The sequence below is a fragment of the Salipiger thiooxidans genome (genome assembly GCF_900102075.1).
Taxonomy (GTDB): domain Bacteria; phylum Pseudomonadota; class Alphaproteobacteria; order Rhodobacterales; family Rhodobacteraceae; genus Salipiger; species Salipiger thiooxidans.
The window spans coordinates 40047-59058 of record NZ_FNAV01000006.1 but is presented as its reverse complement, the minus strand read 5'-3'; the positions used below and the strand labels follow the sequence as shown (position 1 = coordinate 59058).

The 19012-nt window shown below is 66.2% G+C and carries 19 protein-coding genes; 4 read left to right on the top strand and 15 right to left on the bottom strand.

Features of this window, described 5'->3' with window-relative positions:
- Positions 1–4: 4 nt before the first annotated feature.
- The 7 genes from BLQ77_RS10245 to ccoN all read right to left on the bottom strand — a co-directional run bounded on the left by BLQ77_RS10245 (position 5) and on the right by ccoN (position 6804).
- The gene (locus tag BLQ77_RS10245; protein WP_089958564.1) at positions 5–466 is read right to left on the bottom strand and encodes a FixH family protein; all 462 of its coding nucleotides are present in this window, start codon (positions 464–466) and stop codon (positions 5–7) included.
- Between the two features lie 3 nt (positions 467–469).
- Positions 470–1903 (bottom strand): cytochrome c oxidase accessory protein CcoG, encoded by a 1434-nt coding sequence (gene ccoG, locus BLQ77_RS10240; RefSeq protein ID WP_089958561.1) that lies wholly within the window; start codon positions 1901–1903, stop codon positions 470–472.
- Positions 1904–1986: 83 nt separating this feature from the next.
- Positions 1987–2874 (bottom strand): LysR family transcriptional regulator, encoded by an 888-nt coding sequence (locus BLQ77_RS10235; protein WP_008882966.1) that lies wholly within the window; start codon positions 2872–2874, stop codon positions 1987–1989.
- 483 nt (positions 2875–3357) lie between these two features.
- Positions 3358–4248 carry a cytochrome-c oxidase, cbb3-type subunit III gene (ccoP, locus tag BLQ77_RS10230; RefSeq protein ID WP_008883502.1) on the bottom strand — a complete coding sequence of 297 codons (891 nt, stop codon included), beginning with the start codon at positions 4246–4248 and terminating at the stop codon, positions 3358–3360.
- A gap of 11 nt (positions 4249–4259) precedes the next feature.
- Positions 4260–4436: a cbb3-type cytochrome c oxidase subunit 3 gene (locus tag BLQ77_RS10225; RefSeq protein WP_089958558.1), complete on the bottom strand. Its 177-nt coding sequence runs from the start codon at positions 4434–4436 to the stop codon at positions 4260–4262.
- Between the two features lie 10 nt (positions 4437–4446).
- On the bottom strand, positions 4447–5175 hold the full coding sequence (gene ccoO / locus BLQ77_RS10220) for a cytochrome-c oxidase, cbb3-type subunit II (RefSeq protein ID WP_008883059.1): 729 nt from the start codon (positions 5173–5175) through the stop codon (positions 4447–4449).
- 15 nt (positions 5176–5190) lie between these two features.
- Positions 5191–6804: a cytochrome-c oxidase, cbb3-type subunit I gene (gene ccoN, locus BLQ77_RS10215; protein WP_008883133.1), complete on the bottom strand. Its 1614-nt coding sequence runs from the start codon at positions 6802–6804 to the stop codon at positions 5191–5193.
- Between the two features lie 204 nt (positions 6805–7008).
- Here ccoN and BLQ77_RS10210 point away from each other — a divergent pair, with 204 nt between their 5' ends.
- Complete coding sequence (locus BLQ77_RS10210; protein ID WP_089958555.1) at positions 7009–7848, top strand: universal stress protein; 840 nt, start codon at positions 7009–7011, stop codon at positions 7846–7848.
- Between the two features lie 96 nt (positions 7849–7944).
- Here the strand turns inward: BLQ77_RS10210 and BLQ77_RS10205 are convergent, their stop codons facing one another.
- On the bottom strand, positions 7945–8403 hold the full coding sequence (locus BLQ77_RS10205; RefSeq protein ID WP_040383618.1) for a MarR family winged helix-turn-helix transcriptional regulator: 459 nt from the start codon (positions 8401–8403) through the stop codon (positions 7945–7947).
- A 59-nt stretch (positions 8404–8462) separates the two neighbouring features.
- Here BLQ77_RS10205 and BLQ77_RS10200 point away from each other — a divergent pair, with 59 nt between their 5' ends.
- The gene (locus BLQ77_RS10200; RefSeq protein ID WP_089958554.1) at positions 8463–8810 is read left to right on the top strand and encodes a DUF1428 domain-containing protein; all 348 of its coding nucleotides are present in this window, start codon (positions 8463–8465) and stop codon (positions 8808–8810) included.
- A gap of 54 nt (positions 8811–8864) precedes the next feature.
- On the opposite strand, the gene fnrL is transcribed toward BLQ77_RS10200, so the two are convergent.
- Positions 8865–9611 (bottom strand): transcriptional regulator FnrL, encoded by a 747-nt coding sequence (gene fnrL / locus BLQ77_RS10195; RefSeq protein ID WP_089958551.1) that lies wholly within the window; start codon positions 9609–9611, stop codon positions 8865–8867.
- Between the two features lie 104 nt (positions 9612–9715).
- Between fnrL and hemN the strand changes: the two genes are divergently transcribed.
- Positions 9716–11071, top strand: a complete 1356-nt coding sequence (gene hemN / locus BLQ77_RS10190) for an oxygen-independent coproporphyrinogen III oxidase (protein WP_089958549.1) — start codon at positions 9716–9718, stop codon at positions 11069–11071.
- Here the strand turns inward: hemN and BLQ77_RS10185 are convergent.
- Positions 11060–11563 carry a MarR family winged helix-turn-helix transcriptional regulator gene (locus BLQ77_RS10185; RefSeq protein ID WP_089958547.1) on the bottom strand — a complete coding sequence of 168 codons (504 nt, stop codon included), beginning with the start codon at positions 11561–11563 and terminating at the stop codon, positions 11060–11062. The two genes, hemN and BLQ77_RS10185, sit on opposite strands and share 12 nt — an antisense overlap.
- 95 nt (positions 11564–11658) lie before the next feature.
- Here BLQ77_RS10185 and BLQ77_RS10180 point away from each other — a divergent pair, with 95 nt between their 5' ends.
- Positions 11659–12555: an EamA family transporter gene (locus BLQ77_RS10180; RefSeq protein WP_089958545.1), complete on the top strand. Its 897-nt coding sequence runs from the start codon at positions 11659–11661 to the stop codon at positions 12553–12555.
- Here BLQ77_RS10180 and BLQ77_RS10175 read toward each other — a convergent pair.
- The 5 genes from BLQ77_RS10175 to BLQ77_RS10155 all read right to left on the bottom strand — a co-directional run bounded on the left by BLQ77_RS10175 (position 12510) and on the right by BLQ77_RS10155 (position 19012).
- Positions 12510–14102, bottom strand: a complete 1593-nt coding sequence (locus BLQ77_RS10175; protein WP_089958542.1) for an ABC transporter ATP-binding protein — start codon at positions 14100–14102, stop codon at positions 12510–12512. The two genes, BLQ77_RS10180 and BLQ77_RS10175, sit on opposite strands and share 46 nt — an antisense overlap.
- Positions 14099–15319 carry an ABC transporter permease gene (locus BLQ77_RS10170; protein WP_242661682.1) on the bottom strand — a complete coding sequence of 407 codons (1221 nt, stop codon included), beginning with the start codon at positions 15317–15319 and terminating at the stop codon, positions 14099–14101. Before BLQ77_RS10170 ends, BLQ77_RS10175 begins: the two co-directional genes overlap by 4 nt.
- Positions 15320–15322: 3 nt before the next feature.
- On the bottom strand, positions 15323–16408 hold the full coding sequence (locus BLQ77_RS10165; protein WP_089958540.1) for a microcin C ABC transporter permease YejB: 1086 nt from the start codon (positions 16406–16408) through the stop codon (positions 15323–15325).
- A gap of 6 nt (positions 16409–16414) precedes the next feature.
- Positions 16415–18304 (bottom strand): extracellular solute-binding protein, encoded by a 1890-nt coding sequence (locus tag BLQ77_RS10160; protein ID WP_089958538.1) that lies wholly within the window; start codon positions 18302–18304, stop codon positions 16415–16417.
- 195 nt (positions 18305–18499) lie between these two features.
- Positions 18500–19012, bottom strand: coding sequence for a c-type cytochrome (locus tag BLQ77_RS10155; protein ID WP_008882938.1), 513 nt, complete (start codon positions 19010–19012; stop codon positions 18500–18502).

The following is a 19012-nucleotide window of genomic DNA, read 5'->3' as shown; positions in this document are numbered from 1 at the left end:
GAGGTCATTCCCCGACGTAGAGTTCCAGGCGCTGTTCGAAGGCGGTGCCGTCCTGCGCCTGTGCGGTCAGCCAGATGTTCCAGTAGCCCGGCGCCAGCGCGTCCTCGGCCACGAAGGCGCGGCCGTCGAAGCGGAAGTCGGGGGTGTGGTCATCACGCTCGGTGGTGGTGCGGCCGACCTTGGCCTCGAGATGCGCGGGCTGGACGGGGTAGCCCTTGGCGTCGGTGATGGCGAGCTCGAGCAGGCCGTCGTCGTGGCTGGTCTCGACGGCCCAGCCAAGCGCCTCCTGCGCCTCGCGGCGGACGTCGAAGGTCTGGCTGGCGATGTAGGAGTTGTCGACCTGCAGGCCCGGGAAGGTCTTCACCGCGTTCCACGCCAGCGCGACGTTGACCCCGATGATGATGCCGAAGGCACCGACGAAGATGGCCAGAACGTGCCAGCCGGTGAGCTTGAATTGATTGGTCATCCGTCAGTTGTCCCGTCCGTTGAAGACCGTTTCCTTCTCGGCCACGTGGCCGGTGGTGGTGTCCTCGAGCCGCAGCACGAACTCTGTGCGCTCGGCCTGTGCCTCGGGCGTGCCGCCCGGGGCGGTCACGTAGACACGCTGAAGATACGTCTCGTTGGCGGGCACGTCGACCACCAGATCGTCTTCTCCCTCGAGCGTGATGACGAGGTTGGCGTTGTCCTCGACCGCAAGCGCATAGGGGCGGTCCTCGCCGTGCTTGTTGCGCAGGCGCACGTCATAGGTGTTGCGGATCGAGCCGTCGGACAGGACCACGAAGGTCGGGTTGCGCACCGGGGCCACGGTCATCTCGACGTCGGGACGCAGCAGCAGGGCGAAGACCAGGCCGACGCCCACCAGCGACCAGAGCGCGGTATAGAGGATGACCCGGGGCCGGAACACGTGCTTCCACACGGCGCGGGGCTGTGCGCCGGCGCGTTCGCGGGTCTCGTCCGAGAGTGCGAGGTAGTCGATCAGGCCGCGCGGCTTGCCGATCTTCTCCATGACGTCGTCGCAGGCGTCGATGCAGAGCGCGCAGGTGATGCAGGCCAGCTGCTGGCCGTCGCGGATGTCGATGCCCATGGGGCAGACGTTGACGCAGGCGTGGCAGTCGATGCAGTCGCCGAGCGCCTCGGCGCCGGGGCCCTTGCGGTGCTTGCCGCGGGGCTCGCCGCGCCAGTCGCGGTAGCCGACGGTCAGGGTGTCCTCGTCCATCATCGCGGCCTGGATGCGCGGCCACGGGCAGGCATAGATGCAGATCTGCTCGCGTGCGAAGCCGCCGAAGGCGAAGGTGGTGCCGGTGAGGACCAGCATGGTGGTGTAGGCCACCGGGTGGGCCTGCCCGGTCACCAGGTCGACCGCCAGCGTCGGCGCGTCGGTGAAGTAGAAGATCCACGCGCCGCCGGTGGCCAGTGCGATCAGGAACCAGACCAGCCACTTGGTGACCCGGAGCCGCAGCTTCCGGACGTCCCACTTCTTCTGCCGGTGCAGCCGCAGGCGGGCGTTGCGGTCGCCCTCGATCCAGCGCTCGACGAGGATGAAGAGGTCGGTCCAGACCGTCTGCGGGCAGGCGTAGCCGCACCACACCCGGCCGAGCGCCGAGGTGAAGAGGAAGAGCCCGAGCCCGGCCATCACCAGAAGCCCCGCCACGAAGTAGAACTCGTGCGGCCATATCTCGATGAAGAAGAAGAAGAACCGGCGACCGGCGAGGTCGAGCAGCACGGCCTGGTCGGGAAGCTCCGGCCCGCGGTCCCAGCGCAGCCATGGGGTGATGTAGTAGATGCCCAGCATCACCGCCATGAGCCACCATTTCAGGTTGCGGAACTTCCCGCTCACCCGCCTCGGGAAGATCGGCTCCCGTGCTTCGTAGAGAGAGGGGGCGGTTTGATTGGTATCAGCCACGGTGAATCGCTCCGGAGTGATTTTGCCTGTCGGAGGCCCTTCTCGCGCCGGGTTGTCCCCTCAGCCTTGATATGCATCAAATATTACATCTTCGATGAAGCTTTCGCAGCCTCTCTGCGCAGCCACGATACGAAGTGTCGCAGGGGCGGACGGGCGATTCCGGGTCGCGTGACCAGCCAGTAGCCCTTGTCCCGGCTGTCCTCGAAGAGCAGCCGCAGGCGGCCGGCCTGCACGTCGGGTTCGACGAAGAGCCGCGCGGTGATGGCGATGCCCTGACCCTGCCGGGCGGCCTCGATCATCAGGTTGCCGGGCAGGGCGGTCATGCCGCGGCTGCGGTCGTGGTCGACGCCGTGCTCGGTCAGCCAGTCGGTGGCCTCGTTGGTGCCAAACTCCTGCAACCACGGGAAGGTCCTCAGGTCGGCGGCGTCCCTGATCTCGACATCTCCCACCAGCGACGAGGCTGCGACCACGACGATGGGCGAACGCACCAGAAGCTGGCTGTCGAGCCCGTGCCACGCGCCGTCGCCGTAGCGGATTGCCACGTCGAGCCCACCGGGGGACAGGGTCCGGATGTTGGCCGAGGGGTCGATGGTCAGGCTGATCTCGGGATGATCGGCGCGGAACTCGGGCAGGCGCGGCATCAGCCACGTGGCCGCGAAACCGGGCGTGGCCGAGATTTCCAGCGGCCGGTCGGCATCGCGACCTGTCAGTTCCTCCACCATATGGACCATCATGCCGAAGCCCTCTGACAGGGCCCCCGCGAGGCGCTCGCCCTCGGTGGTGAGACGCATCCGGCGTCCGGTACGGTCAAGCAGACTGACACCCAGATGGGTTTCGAGGTTGCGGATCTGCTGGCTTATTGCGGCGTGGCTGACGTTCAGTGCGCGGCCTGCGTCGGTGACGGACTTACGATCAGCGTAGGCGGAAAAGGCTCTAAGCGCCGAAAGTGGGGGCAGGGTAGACCAGTCCAATGTAACCTCGTCTTACATATAATTAAAATTACTGACTCGCGTGAACAAGTCGCTTGGTCAAAATGAGCGGTGATAAAACAGACCGCCGGAGTAGAGCAATGCTGGGAATATACGCGAGAACTTTCATGACCGCCAGTCGCTTGGACACTGGCAACGCACGATGGGCCGGAACTGCGGCCTCGGAGCGTGAAAGCTGGGCCCCGCGACATCAACCTTCGCCTTATGGGCGAGTGCGCCATCGCGGGTCGGCGTAAGCGGTACTTCCGCCGGCAGGGTCGGGAAAAGGTGAATTTGGTGCCCATGTTTTCGCAGGGAGCCCTTGATCCGGGGCGCGTCCGCGACATACCCTGAGCCGCCTCTTGGGCGTGGCTCTTGCGAGAGCCTCAAATAAGAACGCCGGTGCCCCTGGAAACGCGCGAACAGGATGGGGCACCGGCGCCGGCCTCCGGGCCTTGCGGCCCGAAGGTGTTCTGTCTGACGGGTCTACTCTTCCGAAGCTTCCCCGCCGCCGAGCCCGTGGACATAGGTCGCCACGGCCCGGATTTCGGCTTCGTTCAGATCGGCGCCGCCCATCGGGGGCATGACGCCGAAGCGGGCGTTGAACACGGTTTCGTGGATCGTGTCGTAGTCGCCGCCGTAGAGCCAGATCGCGTCGGTCAGGTTCGGCGCGCCCTGGAAGCGGTCGCCGGTGCCGTCCTCGCCGTGGCAGGACGAGCAGTTGAAGTCGAAGACCTCGGCGCCGGCCTCGACCAGATCGGGCGAGGGCGGGGTTTCTCCCGACAGGGTCATCACGAAGTTCGCCACCTGCGCGATCTCCTCGCGGCTGAGAAGCTCGTCACGACCGAAGGCGGGCATCTCCGAGTAGCGGGCATCGGCGTCCTGTTCGTTCCGGATGCCGTGTGACACGGTGTAATGGATGTCCTCCATGGTGCCGCCCCAGAGCCAGTCGTCGTCCAGCAGGTTGGGATAGCCGGTGGCGCCAGCCGCGCCCGAGCCGTGGCACTGGGCGCACCAGGTGCGGAACACCGCGGCGCCGGCGTTCTGCGCGTAGGTGTTGAGCTCGGGATCGTCGGCGATCGCGGTCAGTTCGACTGAGGCCAGCCGCTCGTTGATCGGGGCCAGCGAGGCCTCGTGGTTCTGGATGTCCTGTTCCACGTTGGCGCGGGTCGACCAGCCCAGAAGGCCGGCGGTCGCCGTCTTCACGCCCGGCCATGCGGGGTAGGCGATGGTATAGCCGATGCCCCAGACGATGCAGGCGTAGAAGATCATCAGCCACCACTTGGGAAGCGGCTTGTTGTATTCCTCGATGCCGTCCCAGGAATGGCCCGTCGTCTCGTAGTCGAGATCGTCTCGCTTTTCGTTGTTGTCACTCATGTCCCGTGTCCTCAGTCCTGGGCCGGCTTGTCTTCATTGCGAAACAGGACGGTTGCGGCGTCCTGGTGCGTCTTCCGGCTGCCCGGGCGCAGGGCCCAGACGATCACGCCGATGAAGAAGACGAACATGGCCAGCAGACCCCAGCTGTCCGCGAAGTGCCGAAGCGCGTTGTAGGTTTCGTGTCCCATCACAGTCTCCTCAGCGGCTTGCGTCGGGTTCGAAGGTCGAGAAGTCGACCAGCGTGCCCAGCATCTGCAGGTAGGCGACCAGCGCATCGAGTTCCGAGATCCCCGGTTCGCCGTCGAAGTTGCGCACGTTGACCGCCTCGCCGTAGCGCTCGAGCAGCCCGTCGTAGTCGCTGTCGGGGTTGGCCTGGGACAGGAAGTCCACGCGGCCGTTCTCGATCATCTCCTCGGTGTAGGGCACGCCCACCAGACGGTGCGTCGACATCAGGTCCTGGATGTGCTCGCCGTCGATCAGCTTGGCCTGGAGGAAGCCGTACTTGGGCATGACCGACTCGGGCACCACCGACTGCGGGTTGCTCAGGTGGTCGACGTGCCACTCGTCCGAGTAGCGGCCGCCAACGCGGGCGAGATCGGGCCCCGTCCGCTTGGAGCCCCACTGGAACGGGTGGTCGTACTGCGATTCCGCCGCGAGGCTGTAGTGGCCGTAGCGTTCGACCTCGTCGCGCATCGGGCGGATCATCTGGCTGTGGCAGACGTAGCAGCCCTCGCGGATGTAGACGTCGCGCCCCGCCAGCTCGAGCGGCGTGTAGGGGCGCATGCCTTCGACGTCCTCGATGGTGTTCTCGAGGTAGAAGAGCGGCACGATCTGGACGAGGCCCCCGATGGTCACCACGAGGAAGGCGAAGATGGCCAGCAGCGTGACGTTCTTTTCGAGGATACCGTGTTTGTCGAGAATGCTCATGATCTCGGCCCTCCCTTATTCGGCCGGCGTGGCATGAGCCGCAGCGGCGCTGGCTTCGAGAGCCGGCGAACGCTTCACGGTCATCCAGAGGTTGTAGCACATGATGATCGCACCGGTGATGTAGAGGCCACCGCCGAGGGCGCGGACCACGTACATCGGGAACTTGGCGGACACGGTGTCGGCGAAGCTGTTGACGAGGAAGCCGTTGGCGTCGACCTCGCGCCACATCAGGCCTTCCATGATTCCGGTCACCCACATCGAGGCGGCGTAGAGAACGATGCCGATGGTGGCGAGCCAGAAGTGCCAGCTGACGAGGCTGAGCGAGTAGATCCGCTCACGGTTCCACAGTTTCGGCGTCAGGAAGTAGAGCGCGCCGAAGGTGATCATGCCGTTCCAGCCGAGTGCACCCGAGTGCACGTGGCCGATGGTCCAGTCGGTGTAGTGCGACAGCGAGTTGACCGCGCGGATCGACATCATCGGGCCTTCGAAGGTGGACATGCCGTAGAAGCCGACCGAGATCACCAGCATCCGCATGATGGGGTCGGTGCGCAGCTTGTCCCAGGCGCCCGAGAGCGTCATCAGGCCGTTGATCATGCCGCCCCAGCTGGGCATCCACAGGATGATCGAGAACACCATGCCGAGGGTCGAGGCCCAGTCAGGCAGGGCGGTGTAGTGCAGGTGGTGCGGACCGGCCCAGATGTAGATGAAAATCAGCGCCCAGAAGTGCACGATCGACAGCTTGTAGGAGAACACCGGGCGCTCGGCCTGCTTCGGCACGAAGTAGTACATCATGCCCAGGAAGCCCGCGGTGAGGAAGAAGCCCACGGCGTTGTGGCCGTACCACCATTGCGTCATGGCGTCCTGCACGCCCGAGAAAACCTGCACCGACTTGGAGCCCCAGATCGACACGGGAATGCTCAGGTTGTTGAACACGTGCAGCAGGGCGACGGTGATGATGAAGCTCAGGTAGAACCAGTTGGCCACGTAGATGTGGGGTTCCTTGCGCTTCACGATCGTGCCGACGAAGACCGCGAGGTAAACCAGCCAGACGATGGTCAGCCACAGGTCGACGTGCCACTCCGGTTCGGCGTATTCCTTCGACTGGGTACCACCCAGGAGGTAGCCGGTCGCGGCGAGGACGATGAAGAGGTTGTAGCCCCAGAACACGAACCACGCGGCGTTGCCGCCCCAGAGGCGCGCGGCCGAGGTGCGCTGGACGACGTAGAAGGACGTAGCGATCAGGGCGTTGCCCCCGAAGGCGAAGATCACCGCCGAGGTGTGGAGCGGCCGCAGGCGGCCGAAGTTCATGTAGCCCTGTGCCCAGTCGAAGTTCAGCACCGGAAAGGCGAGCTGCGCTGCGATGAAGGTGCCGGCCGCGAAACCGACGACACCCCAGAACGCGGTTGCGATCACGCCGGCCCTGACGACCCCGTCCATGTAGGAGGTCTCGAGCACCTTGGCGGGCACGGGCTCGTCGGTGCTGCGGAGGGTCCACAGGAACAGTCCGGCTGTCACCAGGAATATGATGATGGCGTGAACCATGTAAGCTGCATCTCGTGCGTAGTTGGCAGCGACCAGCGCGAAGACCGCGACCACGCCAAGCACGATCAGCTTGATATAGTTGATCATTGTTCGTCCCTTCGTCTGACCCGCACGATTCGACTGCCGCGCGAGCGGTTTATAGACTGAGCGGTTAATGAGGTCTCGCGCCCCTCCGCTCTTTGATCTGTATCAAGGCTTTGATGAACTGCCATTGACCATGGTCAAAGTGCGTCCATTCGCGCAAGCATAGACTGCCGAATGTCGGAGAGATAAACCCTGAGGAGATCAGACATGGGCTACAAAACGATACTGACAGTGGTCACCGACGAGGCGCTTGCCCAGTCGACGATCGACCACGCCGCCGCCGTTGCCTCAGCCTGGGACGCGCATCTCGACGTGCTCTGCTTCGGCGTCGACCGAACCCAGACGGGTTATTACTACGCCGGCGCCAACGCCATGATCCTGCAGGAAACCATCAGCCGCGCCACCGCCGATGCGGCGCAGCTCGCCGGCGTGGTGCGCGGGATCCTCGGCCAGACCAGCGTGCGCTGGGCCGTTGAGGAAGGCGTCGCGCAGCTTGCGGACATCGGCCGCCACGTGGCCGGCCGGGCGCGCTTTGCCGACCTCGTCGTGATGCCGAAACCCTATGGCAAGGAGCGCGGAGTGGAGCTCGAGCCGGTGACCGAGGGCGCGCTCTTCGAGGGCCAGACCCCGGTGCTGGTGGTGCCTGATACCTCGCCCGCCGGAACCGCGCCGTCGCGGGTTGTGATCGGCTGGAACGAGAGCAACGAGGCGCTGCGCTCGGTCCGGGCGGCGATGCCGCTGCTGCAGAGCGCCGAGCACGTCCATGTGGTGGTGATCGACCCGCCGCAGCATGGCCCGAACCGCTCGGACCCGGGCGGCGCGCTGTCGCAGTTTCTCGCCCGCCACGGCGTGAAGCCCGAGATCGACGTGCTGTCCAAGACCATGCCCCGCGTCTCCGACGTGCTGCGCCGCCATGTGCTGGACGTCAACGCCGACATGGTGGTGATGGGCGCCTACGGGCACTCGCGCTTCCGCGAGGCGATTCTTGGCGGGGCCACCCGCAACATGCTCGAACAGGCCGAGGTTCCGGTCTTCCTCGCGCATTGACGGGCTGACGAACGACACGGCTGCGGCAACGACCGCGGCCGGAAACCGGGACAGTGAGGCGGCAGGAGTGCCGCGAGGCGGGCCTTCGGGCCCGCCTCAGGTTTCGGCGAGACCCGCCAGCGCCATCCGCAGCGCCGCGAGGTCGGCGGGGGCGAGCGCCGCGTCGAGTGCGTCGTGCTCCTGCCGCCAGACCGGTACCGCGCGTTTCAGCAGCGCCCGGCCGTCGTCGCTGAGCCGCAGCCGCCGGTTGCGGCGGTCTGACGGGTCGGCGAGGCTGTCCACCAGCCCGCGCCGCTCGAGCACCTTGAAGGCGGCGGTGAGCGTGGTGCGGTCCATGGCGAGGAAGGGGGCGAGGTCCGAGATCCGCGGCGGCTCGGGCCGGTTGAGCGACATCAGGATCGAGAATTGCCCGTTGGTCAGTCCGAAGGGTTTCAGCGCCGTGTCGAAGCGGCGGGCGAGGTTGCGGGCAGCGCGCTGGACGCGCAGGCACAGACAGCGGTCACGCACCTCCAGCGTGGTCTCGATCGGCAGTTCGGGGTCCATCGTCTCATTCATGTTGATATCAACATAGTATCTCCTGTAACCTGCAAAGGTGCAACAGGGAGATATCAGAAATGTCCTATGTATCCGGTTTCCTCACCCCGGTGCCCGGCAAGAACAAGGACGCCTACCTCGCGTCCGCGCAGAAGAGCTGGCCACTGTTCAAGGAGTATGGCGCCACGGCGATGCGCGAGTGCTGGGAGGCCGATGTGCCGGACGGCGAAATTACCTCGTTTCCCATGGCGGTAAAGCGCGAGGACGGAGAGGCGGTGGTGTTCTCATGGATCCTCTGGCCGGACAAGGCGACCGCCGATGCCTGCTGGGCGTCGATGGAAACCGATCCGCGCTGGCGCGAGATGGATATGCCCTTCGACGGCAAGCGCATGATCTTCGGCAATTTCGAGACGCTTTTCGAAGCGTGACCGATGCCTGCTCCCCGGTCGTGCGGTCACGGCCGGGTCCGCAGGGCAGGGGCGTCAGGCGAAGACGCCCCCGTCGGAATCGTCGCCCGCCTCGTCGAGCAGGCGCTGCATGTCGGGCACCGTCACGTGGCGCTTGCCCTCGAGCGAGATTACCCCGTCCTTGCGCAGCGCCGAGATCTGGCGGCTCACCGTCTCGAGCGTCAGCCCGAGGTAATCGGCCATGGCCTCGCGGGTAAGCGGCAGGTCGAAGACGATGCTGCCGGTGACGTTGCGCATGTTGATCGAGGCATCGCGGCGCGCGATGATCGACAGCAGCGAGGCGATTTTCTCGCGTGCGGTCTTGCGGCCGAGCACCAGCATCCATTCCCGCGCGGCGTCGAGCTCGTCGAGCGTCATCTCGAGCAGGCGCTGGGCGATGTGCGGGGTCTGCCGCATCTGTTCCTCGAACGGCGCCTTGCGGAAGCAGCACATCACGAGATCGGTGGTCGCCACCACGTCATAGGCGGCATTGGCCCGGCCCGGACGCCCGACGAAGTCGCTGGGCAGCAGCAGGCCCACCATCTGGGTGCGGCCGTCCTCCATGGTCTGGGTCAGCGTCGCGATCCCCGAGACCACCGAGCCCACGAAATCCATCCGGTCGCCGGACCAGATCACCGTCTGCCCCGCTTCGAACTTGCGGTAGTACTTGATCTCTTCCAGCCGCTCCAACTCGTCCGACTCGCACCGCGCGCACACGGCACGGTGGCGGATCGGGCATTCCGTACAATCCACAGGGATAGAGAGGCTGCGTTCATTCAGCATTGGTTTCACAGTCCTGTTAACGGCCTCCCGGATCGAGGTGCCAATCCGGGCCGTCTTGATCTGGGTCAAAGTTTGGCCTCGCGCGCAATCCTAAGTGTAGGCGCATGAAAACGCGAACACAACTCTCCCGCCTCGGCCTTTTCGATGCAAAGGTCCCTCGTTACACGAGCTACCCGACGGCACCGCATTTTTCTCAAGCGGTTGGCGCGGGCGATTTCGAGTCCTGGATCGAGGCGATCCCGGAAAATGGCACGGTTTCACTCTACCTGCACGTGCCTTTCTGTCGCAGGTTGTGCTGGTTCTGCGCCTGTCGGACGCAGGGCACCTCGACGCTGTCGCCGGTCCAGGCCTATGTCGATACGCTGGTTTCCGAGCTCGAGATGCTGAAGGCGCGGCTGCCGCGCGGGGTGAAGCTGTCGCGGCTGCACTGGGGCGGGGGGACGCCCACGCTGCTGACGCCGGACCTGATGAAGCGGCTGGTCGACAAGGTGCGCGACGTCGCGGAGTTTACCGATCACGCCGAGTTCTCGGTCGAGATCGATCCCAACGAGATCGACGGTGAGCGGCTCGACGTGCTGGCCGCCGGCGGCATGAACCGCGCCTCGATCGGGGTGCAGGATTTCGACGAGCAGATCCAGCAGACCATCGGCCGGCCGCAGGGCTATGACGTGACCCGCGCCGCCGTGGAGATGATCCGCGAGCGCGGCGTCGCGAGCCTCAATGCCGACATCCTCTACGGGCTGCCGCACCAGAGCCGGGCGCGGATCACCGAGACGGTGCAGAAGCTTCTGTCCTTCGCCCCCGACCGGGTGGCGCTTTACGGCTATGCCCACGTGCCGTGGATGGCCAAGCGTCAGCAGATGATTCCCTCGGACGCGCTGCCGACGCCGGAAGAGCGGCTCGACCTCTTCGACACCGCCCGCAGGCTCTTTGTCTGGGACGGCTACGCCGAGATCGGCATCGACCATTTCGGGGCGCCGGACGACGGGCTCGCCATTGCGCAGAAGACCGGCAAACTGCGGCGCAATTTCCAGGGCTATACCGACGACACCTCCGAGGTGCTGATCGGGCTCGGGGCGTCGTCGATCTCGAGATTCCCGCAGGGCTACGCCCAGAACGCCCCGGCCACCGGTGCCTATACGGCGGCGATCCGCGAGGGGCGCTTCGCCACCAGCCGCGGCCACGCCTTCCGGGGCGAGGACCGGCTGCGGGCGCGGATGATCGAGATGCTGATGTGCGACTTCCGCATCGACAAGGCCGAGCTGGTCCGGGACTTCGGTGCCGACGCCTCGGTTCTGGCCGAAATGTTCCGGCGCACCAGCCAGATCTTCGAGGGGCTCGTGCAGATCACCGAGGACGGGCTCTTCCTGCCCTCCGAGGTGCGCCCGCTCACCCGCATGGTGGCGCGCTGCTTCGACGCCTACGACCTGTCGAAGGCCGGGCACAGCTCAGCGATCTGAGCCGTCCTCGCGTTCGAACCCGGCCAGCCATTTGCCGAGCAGGGCGTCCAGCGCCCTGCGGTCGCCCGCGTCGAGCGTGGCCACCAGCCGGTGCTGGTTCGCCACGTGATCGGTGACCGCGGCGTCGATGGTCCGGTGCCCCAGCGGCGTCAGCGCGACCACAAAGCCGCGCCCGTCCGAGGGGTTCGGCCGCCGCTCCACCAGCCCCGCCTTCTCGAGCCGGTCGAGCCGGTTGGTCATCGTGCCCGAGGTCACCATGGTCGAGGCGAGCAGCGCCTTGACCTCGAGCGCGTGCGGCGGTCCGGCGCGGCGCAGGGTGGCCAGCACGTCGAAGCCCGCGGCGCTGAGCCCGTGGGCGGCGAACACCCTCTCGTGTTCCTGTTCCAACCGCTTGCGCAGCCGCGCGAGCCTGCCGATCAGTCCCATGGGCGTCACGTCGAGGTCCGGGCGCGCGTCGTGCCACTGGGCGAGAATGCGGTCGACATCATCCATGGCGCCACATTGCGGGAAAACATCTTGACGTCAAGATTTGACTATTTATCTTGATATCAAGATAGTGATCTCGACATCAAGATAAAGGCTGCGCCATGTCCCGCCTGACCGACATCGCCCTGACCGCCACCGCGCCCGTCGTCTGGGGCACCACCTACATCGTGAGCACCGAGTTCCTGCCCGGCGCACCGCCGCTGATGGTGGCTGCCCTGCGCGCGCTGCCCGCGGGCCTGCTGCTGCTGGTGCTGACGCGGCAGCTGCCACCGCGCGCCTGGCTCGGGCGGGTGGCGGTGCTGGGGGCGCTGAACTTCGCAATCTTCTGGGCGGCGCTCTTCGTCGCGGCCTATCGCCTGCCGGGCGGGGTGGCGGCGACGCTGGGCGCGATGCAGCCGCTGATCGTGCTGGTTCTGGCACGGCTCTGGCTCGGGACCGCGATGCGCTGGCAATCGGTGGTGGCGGCGCTGGCGGGGCTCGCCGGGGTGGCGCTGCTCATCCTCGGGCCCGGGGCGCAGCTCGACGCGCTGGGGGTCGGTGCGGCGCTGGTGGGGGCTGTGTCGATGGCGGCAGGGACGGTGCTCAGTCGTCGCTGGCAGCCGCCGGTGCCGCCGCTGAGCTTCGCCGCGTGGCAGCTCACCGCCGGCGGCCTTTTGCTGCTGCCGGTGGCGCTGCTGGTTGACCCGCGCCTGCCGCAGCTGACGCCCGCCACCCTCGGCGCGCTGGCGTGGCTGGGCCTTGTCGGCGGGGCGGCGACCTACTGGGCCTTCTTCCGCGGCATCGCCCGGCTCGGGCCGGCGGCGGTCTCGGGGCTGGGTTTCCTCAGCCCGCTCTCGGCGGTGCTGCTGGGCTGGCTGGTGCTTGGGCAGGCGCTGTCGCCGCTGCAGAGCCTCGGTGCGGTGACGGTGCTGGCCTCGGTCTGGCTCGGCCAGCAGGCGGCGCGGGCCGCGGCTCAGCCCGCGAGGTCGAAGGCGGCGGCGAAGAGCCTGCGGGTGTAATCGGACTCGGGCCGGGCAAAGACCTGCTCGGCCTCGCCCATCTCGACCACGTCGCCCTGCTTCATCACGATGATCTTGTGGCTCATCGCCCGCACCACCTTGAGGTCGTGCGAGATGAACAGGTAGGCGAGGTCGTACTTCCGCTGCAGGTCGCGCAGCAGGTCGACGATCTGCACCTGCACCGTCATGTCGAGCGCCGAGGTCGGCTCGTCGAGCACCACCAGCCGGGGCCGCAGCACCATGGCCCGCGCGATGGCGATGCGCTGGCGCTGGCCGCCCGAGAACTCGTGTGGGTAGCGGTGCTTGGTGGCGGGGTCGAGCCCGACCTCGCGCATCACCTCTTCCACCGCCTCGGAGGTGGGCTTGCCGTCGGGCGAGCCGTGCACCCCCAGCCCCTCGGCGATGATCTGTTCGCAGGTCATCCGGGGCGAGAGCGACCCGAACGGGTCCTGGAAGACGATCTGCATCTCCGAGCGCAGCCGCCGCAGCTGCCGCGTCGACCAGCCGCGCACGTCCTGCCCGCGATAGGTGATGCCGCCCTCGGAGTGGATCAGCCGCATGACCGCAAGCGCCAGCGTCGTCTTGCCAGAGCCGGATTCGCCCACGATGCCCACGGTCTCGCCGGCGCGGACGGCGAAGCTCGCGTCGTTCACCGCCTTCACGTAGCCGACGGTCTTCTTGAGAAAGCCCTTGTGGATCGGGAACCAGATCTTGAGGTTGTCGACCCGCGCGATCTCTTCGGCGCCAGGCTGGACCGGGTCGGGGCGACCGGTGCTTTCGGCCGAGATCAGCATCCTCGTGTAGGGGTGCTGCGGGTTGCCGAAGATCTCGGCGGTGCGGCCGTGCTCGACGATCTCGCCGTTCTTCATCACGCAGACCCGGTCGGCGAACTTGCGCACGATGTTGAGGTCGTGGGTGATGAAGAGCAGGCTCATGTCCTCGGCCTCCTTGAGCTCGGCGAGAAGCTCGAGGATCTGTGCCTGGATCGTCACGTCGAGTGCGGTGGTCGGCTCGTCGGCGATCAGCAGGTCGGGGCCGTTGGCAAGCGCCATTGCGATCATCACCCGCTGCCGCTGCCCGCCCGAAAGCTGGTGCGGATAGGCCGAGAGCCGGCTCTCGGGGTCGCGGATGCCCACCTTGTTGAGCAGGTCGATGATCCGCGCCCGCGCCGCGTCACCGACGAGGCCCTGGTGCAGCGCGATGCTTTCGCCCAGCTGCTTTTCCAGCGTGTGCAGCGGGTTGAGCGAGGTCATCGGCTCCTGGAAGATGAAGCTGATGTCGTTGCCGCGCACCTTGCGCAGCAGCGTGTCCGGGGCGCCGATCATCTCCTGCCCCTTGTAGGTGACCGAGCCCTCGACCCGCGCGGCGTCGCCCAGCAGCGACACCGTGGACAGCGCGGTCACCGACTTGCCCGAGCCGGATTCGCCCACCAGCGCCACCGTCTCGCCCTTTTTCAGATCGAAGGAGACGCCCTTGACCGCGCGGGTGTCCTTGCCGTCCTGGCGGAAGGTCACCGCAAGGTTCTTCACCTCGAGAATCGTGGTCATGAGAAGGTCTTCCTCGGGTCGAAGGCATCGCGCACGCCTTCGAAGATGAAGACCAGCAGGGAGAGCATCAGCGCGAAGACGGTGAAGGCGGTAAAGGCCAGCCATGGCGCCTGCAGGTTCTGCTTGGCCTGCAGCGTGAGCTCGCCCAGCGACGGCGCCGAGGAGGGCAGGCCGAAACCGAGGAAGTCGAGGCCGGCCAGCGTCGAGATCGTGCCGGTCACGATGAAGGGCAACATGGTCAGCGTCGCCACCATGGCGTTGGGCAGCATGTGGCGGAACATGATAGTCACGTTGCCCACCCCCAGTGCCTTGGCGGCGCGCACGTATTCGAGGTTCCGGGCGCGCAGGAACTCGGCCCGCACCACGCCCACCAGCGCTGTCCAGCCGAAGGCCACGGTGAGGATCACCAGAAGCCAGAAACTTCGGCCGAGAATCGCGAAGAGGATGATGATCACGTAGAGCGCGGGCGTGGCCGACCAGATCTCGATCACGCGCTGGAAGATGAGGTCGAGCCAGCCGCCGAAATAGCCCTGCAGGGCGCCTGCCACGATGCCGATGAGCGAGGCGCAGACGGTAACGATCAGGGTGAAGAGGATCGACAGGCGGAAGCCGTAGAGCACCCGCGCCGCCACGTCGCGCTTGGTGTCGTCGGTGCCCAGCCAGTTCTGGCCGTTGGGCGGCAGCGGCGCCGCGCCGGGACGGTCAACGGGGGTGTTGAAGCTGTAGGGGATCGGCGGCCAGATCATCCAGCCCTTCTGGAAGTCGCCGCCGAGCTCTTCGCCCGCGTCCACCGCCTCGATCAGGCCTTCGGGGTCGTCGAAACACTCCTCGAGCCCGCCGGTCTTCACGAGGCACTGAACCTCGGGGTCGCGGTAGACCGCCTCGGTGCGGAAGTCGCCGCCATAGGCGGTTTCCGGGTAGAACGAGAAGATCGGCATCCGGTACTCGCCGCGGTAGTTGACGAGGATCGGCTTGTCGTTGGCGATGAACTCGGCGAACAGCGACAGGGTGAAGAGCACGGTGAAGATCACCAGCGACCAGTAGGCCCTGCCGTTGCGGCGGAAGTTGCGCCAGCGCCGCCGGTTCAGCGGCGACAGGGCGAAGCGGCCGGGTTTCGGCTGCGGCACCACCGCGACGCCCGGTTCGGGCTGGGGGCGGGGGACTGCGGGCATCTCGCGCCCGTCATCGCTCCGGGCGGGATCGGGTTCGTAGCTCATCGCTCAGCCCTCCCGCTTTTCGAAGTCGATGCGCGGATCGACCAGCACGTACATCAGGTCCGAGATGATCCCGACCACGAGCCCGATCAGGCCGAAGATGAAGAGCGTCCCGAAGATCACCGGGTAATCGCGCGCCACCGCCGCCTCGAAGCCGAGCCGTCCCAGCCCGTCGAGCGAGAAGATGGTCTCGATGATCAGGCTCCCCGAGAAGAACACGCCGATGAACACCGCCGGGAAGCCCGCGATGACGATCAGCATGGCGTTGCGGAAGATGTGGCCATAGAGGACGCGGGCCTCGGTCAGGCCCTTGGCGCGGGCGGTCATCACGTAGTGCTTCTTGATCTCGTCGAGGAAGCTGTTCTTGGTGAGCAGCGTCAGCGTCGCGAAGGCCGAGATGGTCGAGGCGAGGACGGGCAGGGCGATGTGCCAGAAGTAGTCGGCGATCTTCATCGGCCAGGACAGCTGCGCCCAGTTGTCAGAGGTCAGCCCCCTGAGCGGGAAGATCTGCCAGTAGGAGCCACCGGCGAAGAGCACCAGCAGCAGGATGGCGAAGAGGAAGCCCGGGATCGCATAGGCCACGATGATGGCGCCGCTGGTCCAGGTGTCGAAGGCGGAGCCGTCCTTGACCGCCTTGCGGATGCCGAGCGGGATCGAGATCACATAGGCGATCAGCGTCGACCACAGCCCGAGCGAGATCGACACCGGCATCTTCTCCATCACCAGGTCGATGACGCTGATCGAGCGGAAGTAGCTCTCGCCGAAGTCGAGCCGCATGTAGTTCCAGAGCATGTTGAGGAAGCGTTCCAGCGGCGGCTTGTCGAAGCCGAACTCGCGCTCGAGCTCCGCGATGAAGTCGGGCGGCAGGCCGCGCGCACCGGCATACTGGTCGCTGCCGCCACCGCTGCCCGAGGCGGCCTCGCCGCCGCCGCCCGCGAAGCCCTCGAACACGTCGCCCTGGCCCTGGACCTGGGCAATGATCTGCTCGATCGGCCCGCCGGGCACGAATTGCACGAGTGCGAAGTTGATGACCATGATCCCCAGCAGCGTGGGAATGATGAGCAGCAGTCGTCTTAGGATATAGGCGCCCATGGAGGCTTACAGCGCTCCCTTGGCGCGGAGGGCTTCGGCCTTCTCCTCGTCCCACCACCAGATCGACATCTCGCCGAGCCCGTAGGGCGGCGGGGTGTCGGTGTAGGGACGGTCATAGACGTCGATGAAGGCGATGTGGTGCACGCCCTTGTACCATTGCGGCACCCAGATGTGCATGGCGCGAAGCACCCGGTCGAGCGCGTGCACGGCGGTGGTCAGTTCCTCGCGGCTCTTGGCATTGGCGATCTTGTCGATCAGCGTGTCGACGCCCTCGTTGCTGAGGCCCGCGATATTGGCGGATCCGGGCACCTCGGCGGTGTCCGAGCCGAAGATCGAGCGCAGCTCGTCGCCCGGCGTCTGGCTCATGGCGAAGCGTTGCGTCACCACGTCGTACTCGAAGTTCTTCTCGCGCTCCTGCGCCTCGGCGGCGTCGACGCGGTTGGCGCTTGCCTCGATCCCGAGCCGCTTCAGGTTCTCGATGTAGGGATTGATGATCCGGTCGAAGGAGGGGCTGTCGTTCAGCACCTCGACGGTCAGGCGCTTGCCGTCCTTGTAGCGGTAGCCGTCGTCGCCGACCTCCCAGCCGGCGTCGGACAGCAGCCGCCCGGCGCTGCGCAGCGAGCGGCGGTCGGCAAGCTCGGTCGGGCTCGATTCCGCGGGCACGAAGGCCTCTTCGGTGAACACGGTCTCGGGAATGAACTCGCGGATCGGCTCGAGCAGCTCGAGCTCGGCCTCGGAGGGCATGCCGCTGGCCTGCAGGGTCTCGGAGTTTTCCCAGAAGCTGTCGGTGCGGTCGTAGAGGCCGTAGAACAGGCTCTCGTTTGACCATTGGAAGTTGAAGGCCATGCCGATGGCCTCGCGGACGCGCGGGTCCTGGAACTTGTCACGGCGCAGGTTGAACCAGAAGCCCTGGGTTCCGGCGGGGCGGCCGTCGGACAGGGTCTCGACCTTCACGGTGCCTTCCTCGATTGCAGGAAAATTGTAACTCGTGGCCCAGATGCGCGACTGGTATTCCTCGCGGTAAGTGTAGGCACCGCCTTTGAAAGCCTCGAAGGCGGTGCTGTAGTCGGCGAAGTACTCGATGCGCAGAATGTCGAAATTGTTCTTGCCGACATTCACCGGAAGATCCTTTGCCCAGTAGTCGTCGCGGCGCTTGTAGGCCACCGAGCGGCCCGGTTTGACCGACAGCAGCTCGTAGGCGCCCGAGCCCATCGGCGGCTCGAGGCTGCTCTCGGCAAAGTCACGGGACTCGTAATAGGCCTTTGAAAACACGGGCAGACCGCCCGCCGTCATCAGCAGCTCGCGCAGCGGCCCGTCCGGGTTGAAGGTGAACTTCACCGTGTGCTCGTCGAGCGCCTCGGCCTTCTGGATGTCGTTGAACTGCACCCGCAGTGCCGGCAAACCCTTTTCCACCAGCACGTTGAACGAGAAAACGACATCTTCCGCGGTGACCGGCGAGCCGTCGCGGAAGGTGGCCTCGGGGCGCATGTGGAAGATGATCCACTCGCGGTTCTCGGGGTACTCGACGCTTTCGGCCAGCAGGCCGTACATGGCGTCGGGCTCGTCCAGCGTGCCGGTCAGCAGGCTGTCGTAGAACACCGAGGACAGGGCCGCGGCGTTGCCCTTGAGGATGTAGGGGGTGAGGCTGTCGAAGGTGCCGAAGGCCCAGGTCGACATCTCGCCGCCCTTGGGCGCATCCGGGTTCACGTAGTCGAAATGGGTGAAGCCGGCGGGGTACTTGAGCTCGCCGAAGGACGAGACCCCGTGCGAGGTGATGATGCTGTCGCCGTCCTGCGCAAGGCCGGGAGAGGCGAGGGCGAGACTGAGAGCGAGGAACGCTGATCCGAGGAAGCGGGCAGGTCGGGATGTGGCGGCGCACGTCGTCGTCCGGATCATGAGGTCTCCCCTGTGTGGCGGCTCTGGTGGCTCTTTTCGCCTGGTGCCTTAAGCTAAGGTCGCGCGGGCGACACATTCAAGCGAAGTTTGCTAGAGTTTACGTGAGCGCCCCGCGATCCTCAGAGATATGGCCGCCGCCGGAATCGAAAAGGGCCACGGTTGCCCGCGGCCCTGCACTCTGGTCCCCAACGGCGGTCAGCCGCCGAGGCTGTCCAGATAGGCGATCAGGTTCACCCGGTCCTGGGGCTTTTTCAGGCCGGCAAAGCTCATGGCCGTGCCCGGCGCGGCGCCCTTGGGATTCTCGAGGAAGTGGAACAGGTTCTCGGGCGTCCACACGTCGCCGACCTGCTCGAGCGCACCCGAGTAGTTGAAGCCGGAAACCGAGTCGATGTCGCGACCCACGACGCCGTCGAGATGCGGGCCGGTGGCGTTCGAGCCGTCGACCTTGTGGCAGGCGCGGCACTTGCCGAACACCTTCTCGCCTGCACCCGCGTCGGCAGACGCCATCAGCGTCTCGAAGTCCATTTCTGGTTCTTCGCCGCCGCCGCCGGATTCCTCGACCTCGATGACATAGGCCGCCGCGTGCTCTTCGCCGTGGCCGCCGCCCATGCTGTAGAGGCCGTCCCCGACCCAGCTGCCCAGAAGGTAGACCAGCAGTGCTCCGCAACCGCCGCCGACCGCCTTGGTAATCGTCATGGTGTCCAGCAT

Bases quoted from the DNA above. Each gene is read 5' to 3' on its own strand.
- ccoO (WP_008883059.1), bottom strand. From the start codon at position 5,175: ATGAGCATTCTCGACAAACACGGTATCCTCGAAAAGAACGTCACGCTG.
- BLQ77_RS10185 (WP_089958547.1), bottom strand. From the start codon at position 11,563: ATGGATGATGTCGACCGCATTCTCGCCCAGTGGCACGACGCGCGCCCG.
- BLQ77_RS10205 (WP_040383618.1), bottom strand. From the start codon at position 8,403: ATGAATGAGACGATGGACCCCGAACTGCCGATCGAGACCACGCTGGAG.
- ccoN (WP_008883133.1), bottom strand. From the start codon at position 6,804: ATGATCAACTATATCAAGCTGATCGTGCTTGGCGTGGTCGCGGTCTTC.
- BLQ77_RS10175 (WP_089958542.1), bottom strand. From the start codon at position 14,102: ATGACCACGATTCTCGAGGTGAAGAACCTTGCGGTGACCTTCCGCCAG.
- BLQ77_RS10180 (WP_089958545.1), top strand. From the start codon at position 11,659: ATGTCCCGCCTGACCGACATCGCCCTGACCGCCACCGCGCCCGTCGTC.
- fnrL (WP_089958551.1), bottom strand. From the start codon at position 9,611: ATGCTGAATGAACGCAGCCTCTCTATCCCTGTGGATTGTACGGAATGC.
- BLQ77_RS10225 (WP_089958558.1), bottom strand. From the start codon at position 4,436: ATGGGACACGAAACCTACAACGCGCTTCGGCACTTCGCGGACAGCTGG.
- BLQ77_RS10170 (WP_242661682.1), bottom strand. From the start codon at position 15,319: ATGAGCTACGAACCCGATCCCGCCCGGAGCGATGACGGGCGCGAGATG.
- BLQ77_RS10245 (WP_089958564.1), bottom strand. From the start codon at position 466: ATGACCAATCAATTCAAGCTCACCGGCTGGCACGTTCTGGCCATCTTC.
- BLQ77_RS10165 (WP_089958540.1), bottom strand. From the start codon at position 16,408: ATGGGCGCCTATATCCTAAGACGACTGCTGCTCATCATTCCCACGCTG.
- hemN (WP_089958549.1), top strand. From the start codon at position 9,716: ATGAAAACGCGAACACAACTCTCCCGCCTCGGCCTTTTCGATGCAAAG.
- BLQ77_RS10200 (WP_089958554.1), top strand. From the start codon at position 8,463: ATGTCCTATGTATCCGGTTTCCTCACCCCGGTGCCCGGCAAGAACAAG.
- BLQ77_RS10155 (WP_008882938.1), bottom strand. From the start codon at position 19,012: ATGCTGGACACCATGACGATTACCAAGGCGGTCGGCGGCGGTTGCGGA.
- BLQ77_RS10210 (WP_089958555.1), top strand. From the start codon at position 7,009: ATGGGCTACAAAACGATACTGACAGTGGTCACCGACGAGGCGCTTGCC.
- BLQ77_RS10160 (WP_089958538.1), bottom strand. From the start codon at position 18,304: ATGATCCGGACGACGACGTGCGCCGCCACATCCCGACCTGCCCGCTTC.
- ccoP (WP_008883502.1), bottom strand. From the start codon at position 4,248: ATGAGTGACAACAACGAAAAGCGAGACGATCTCGACTACGAGACGACG.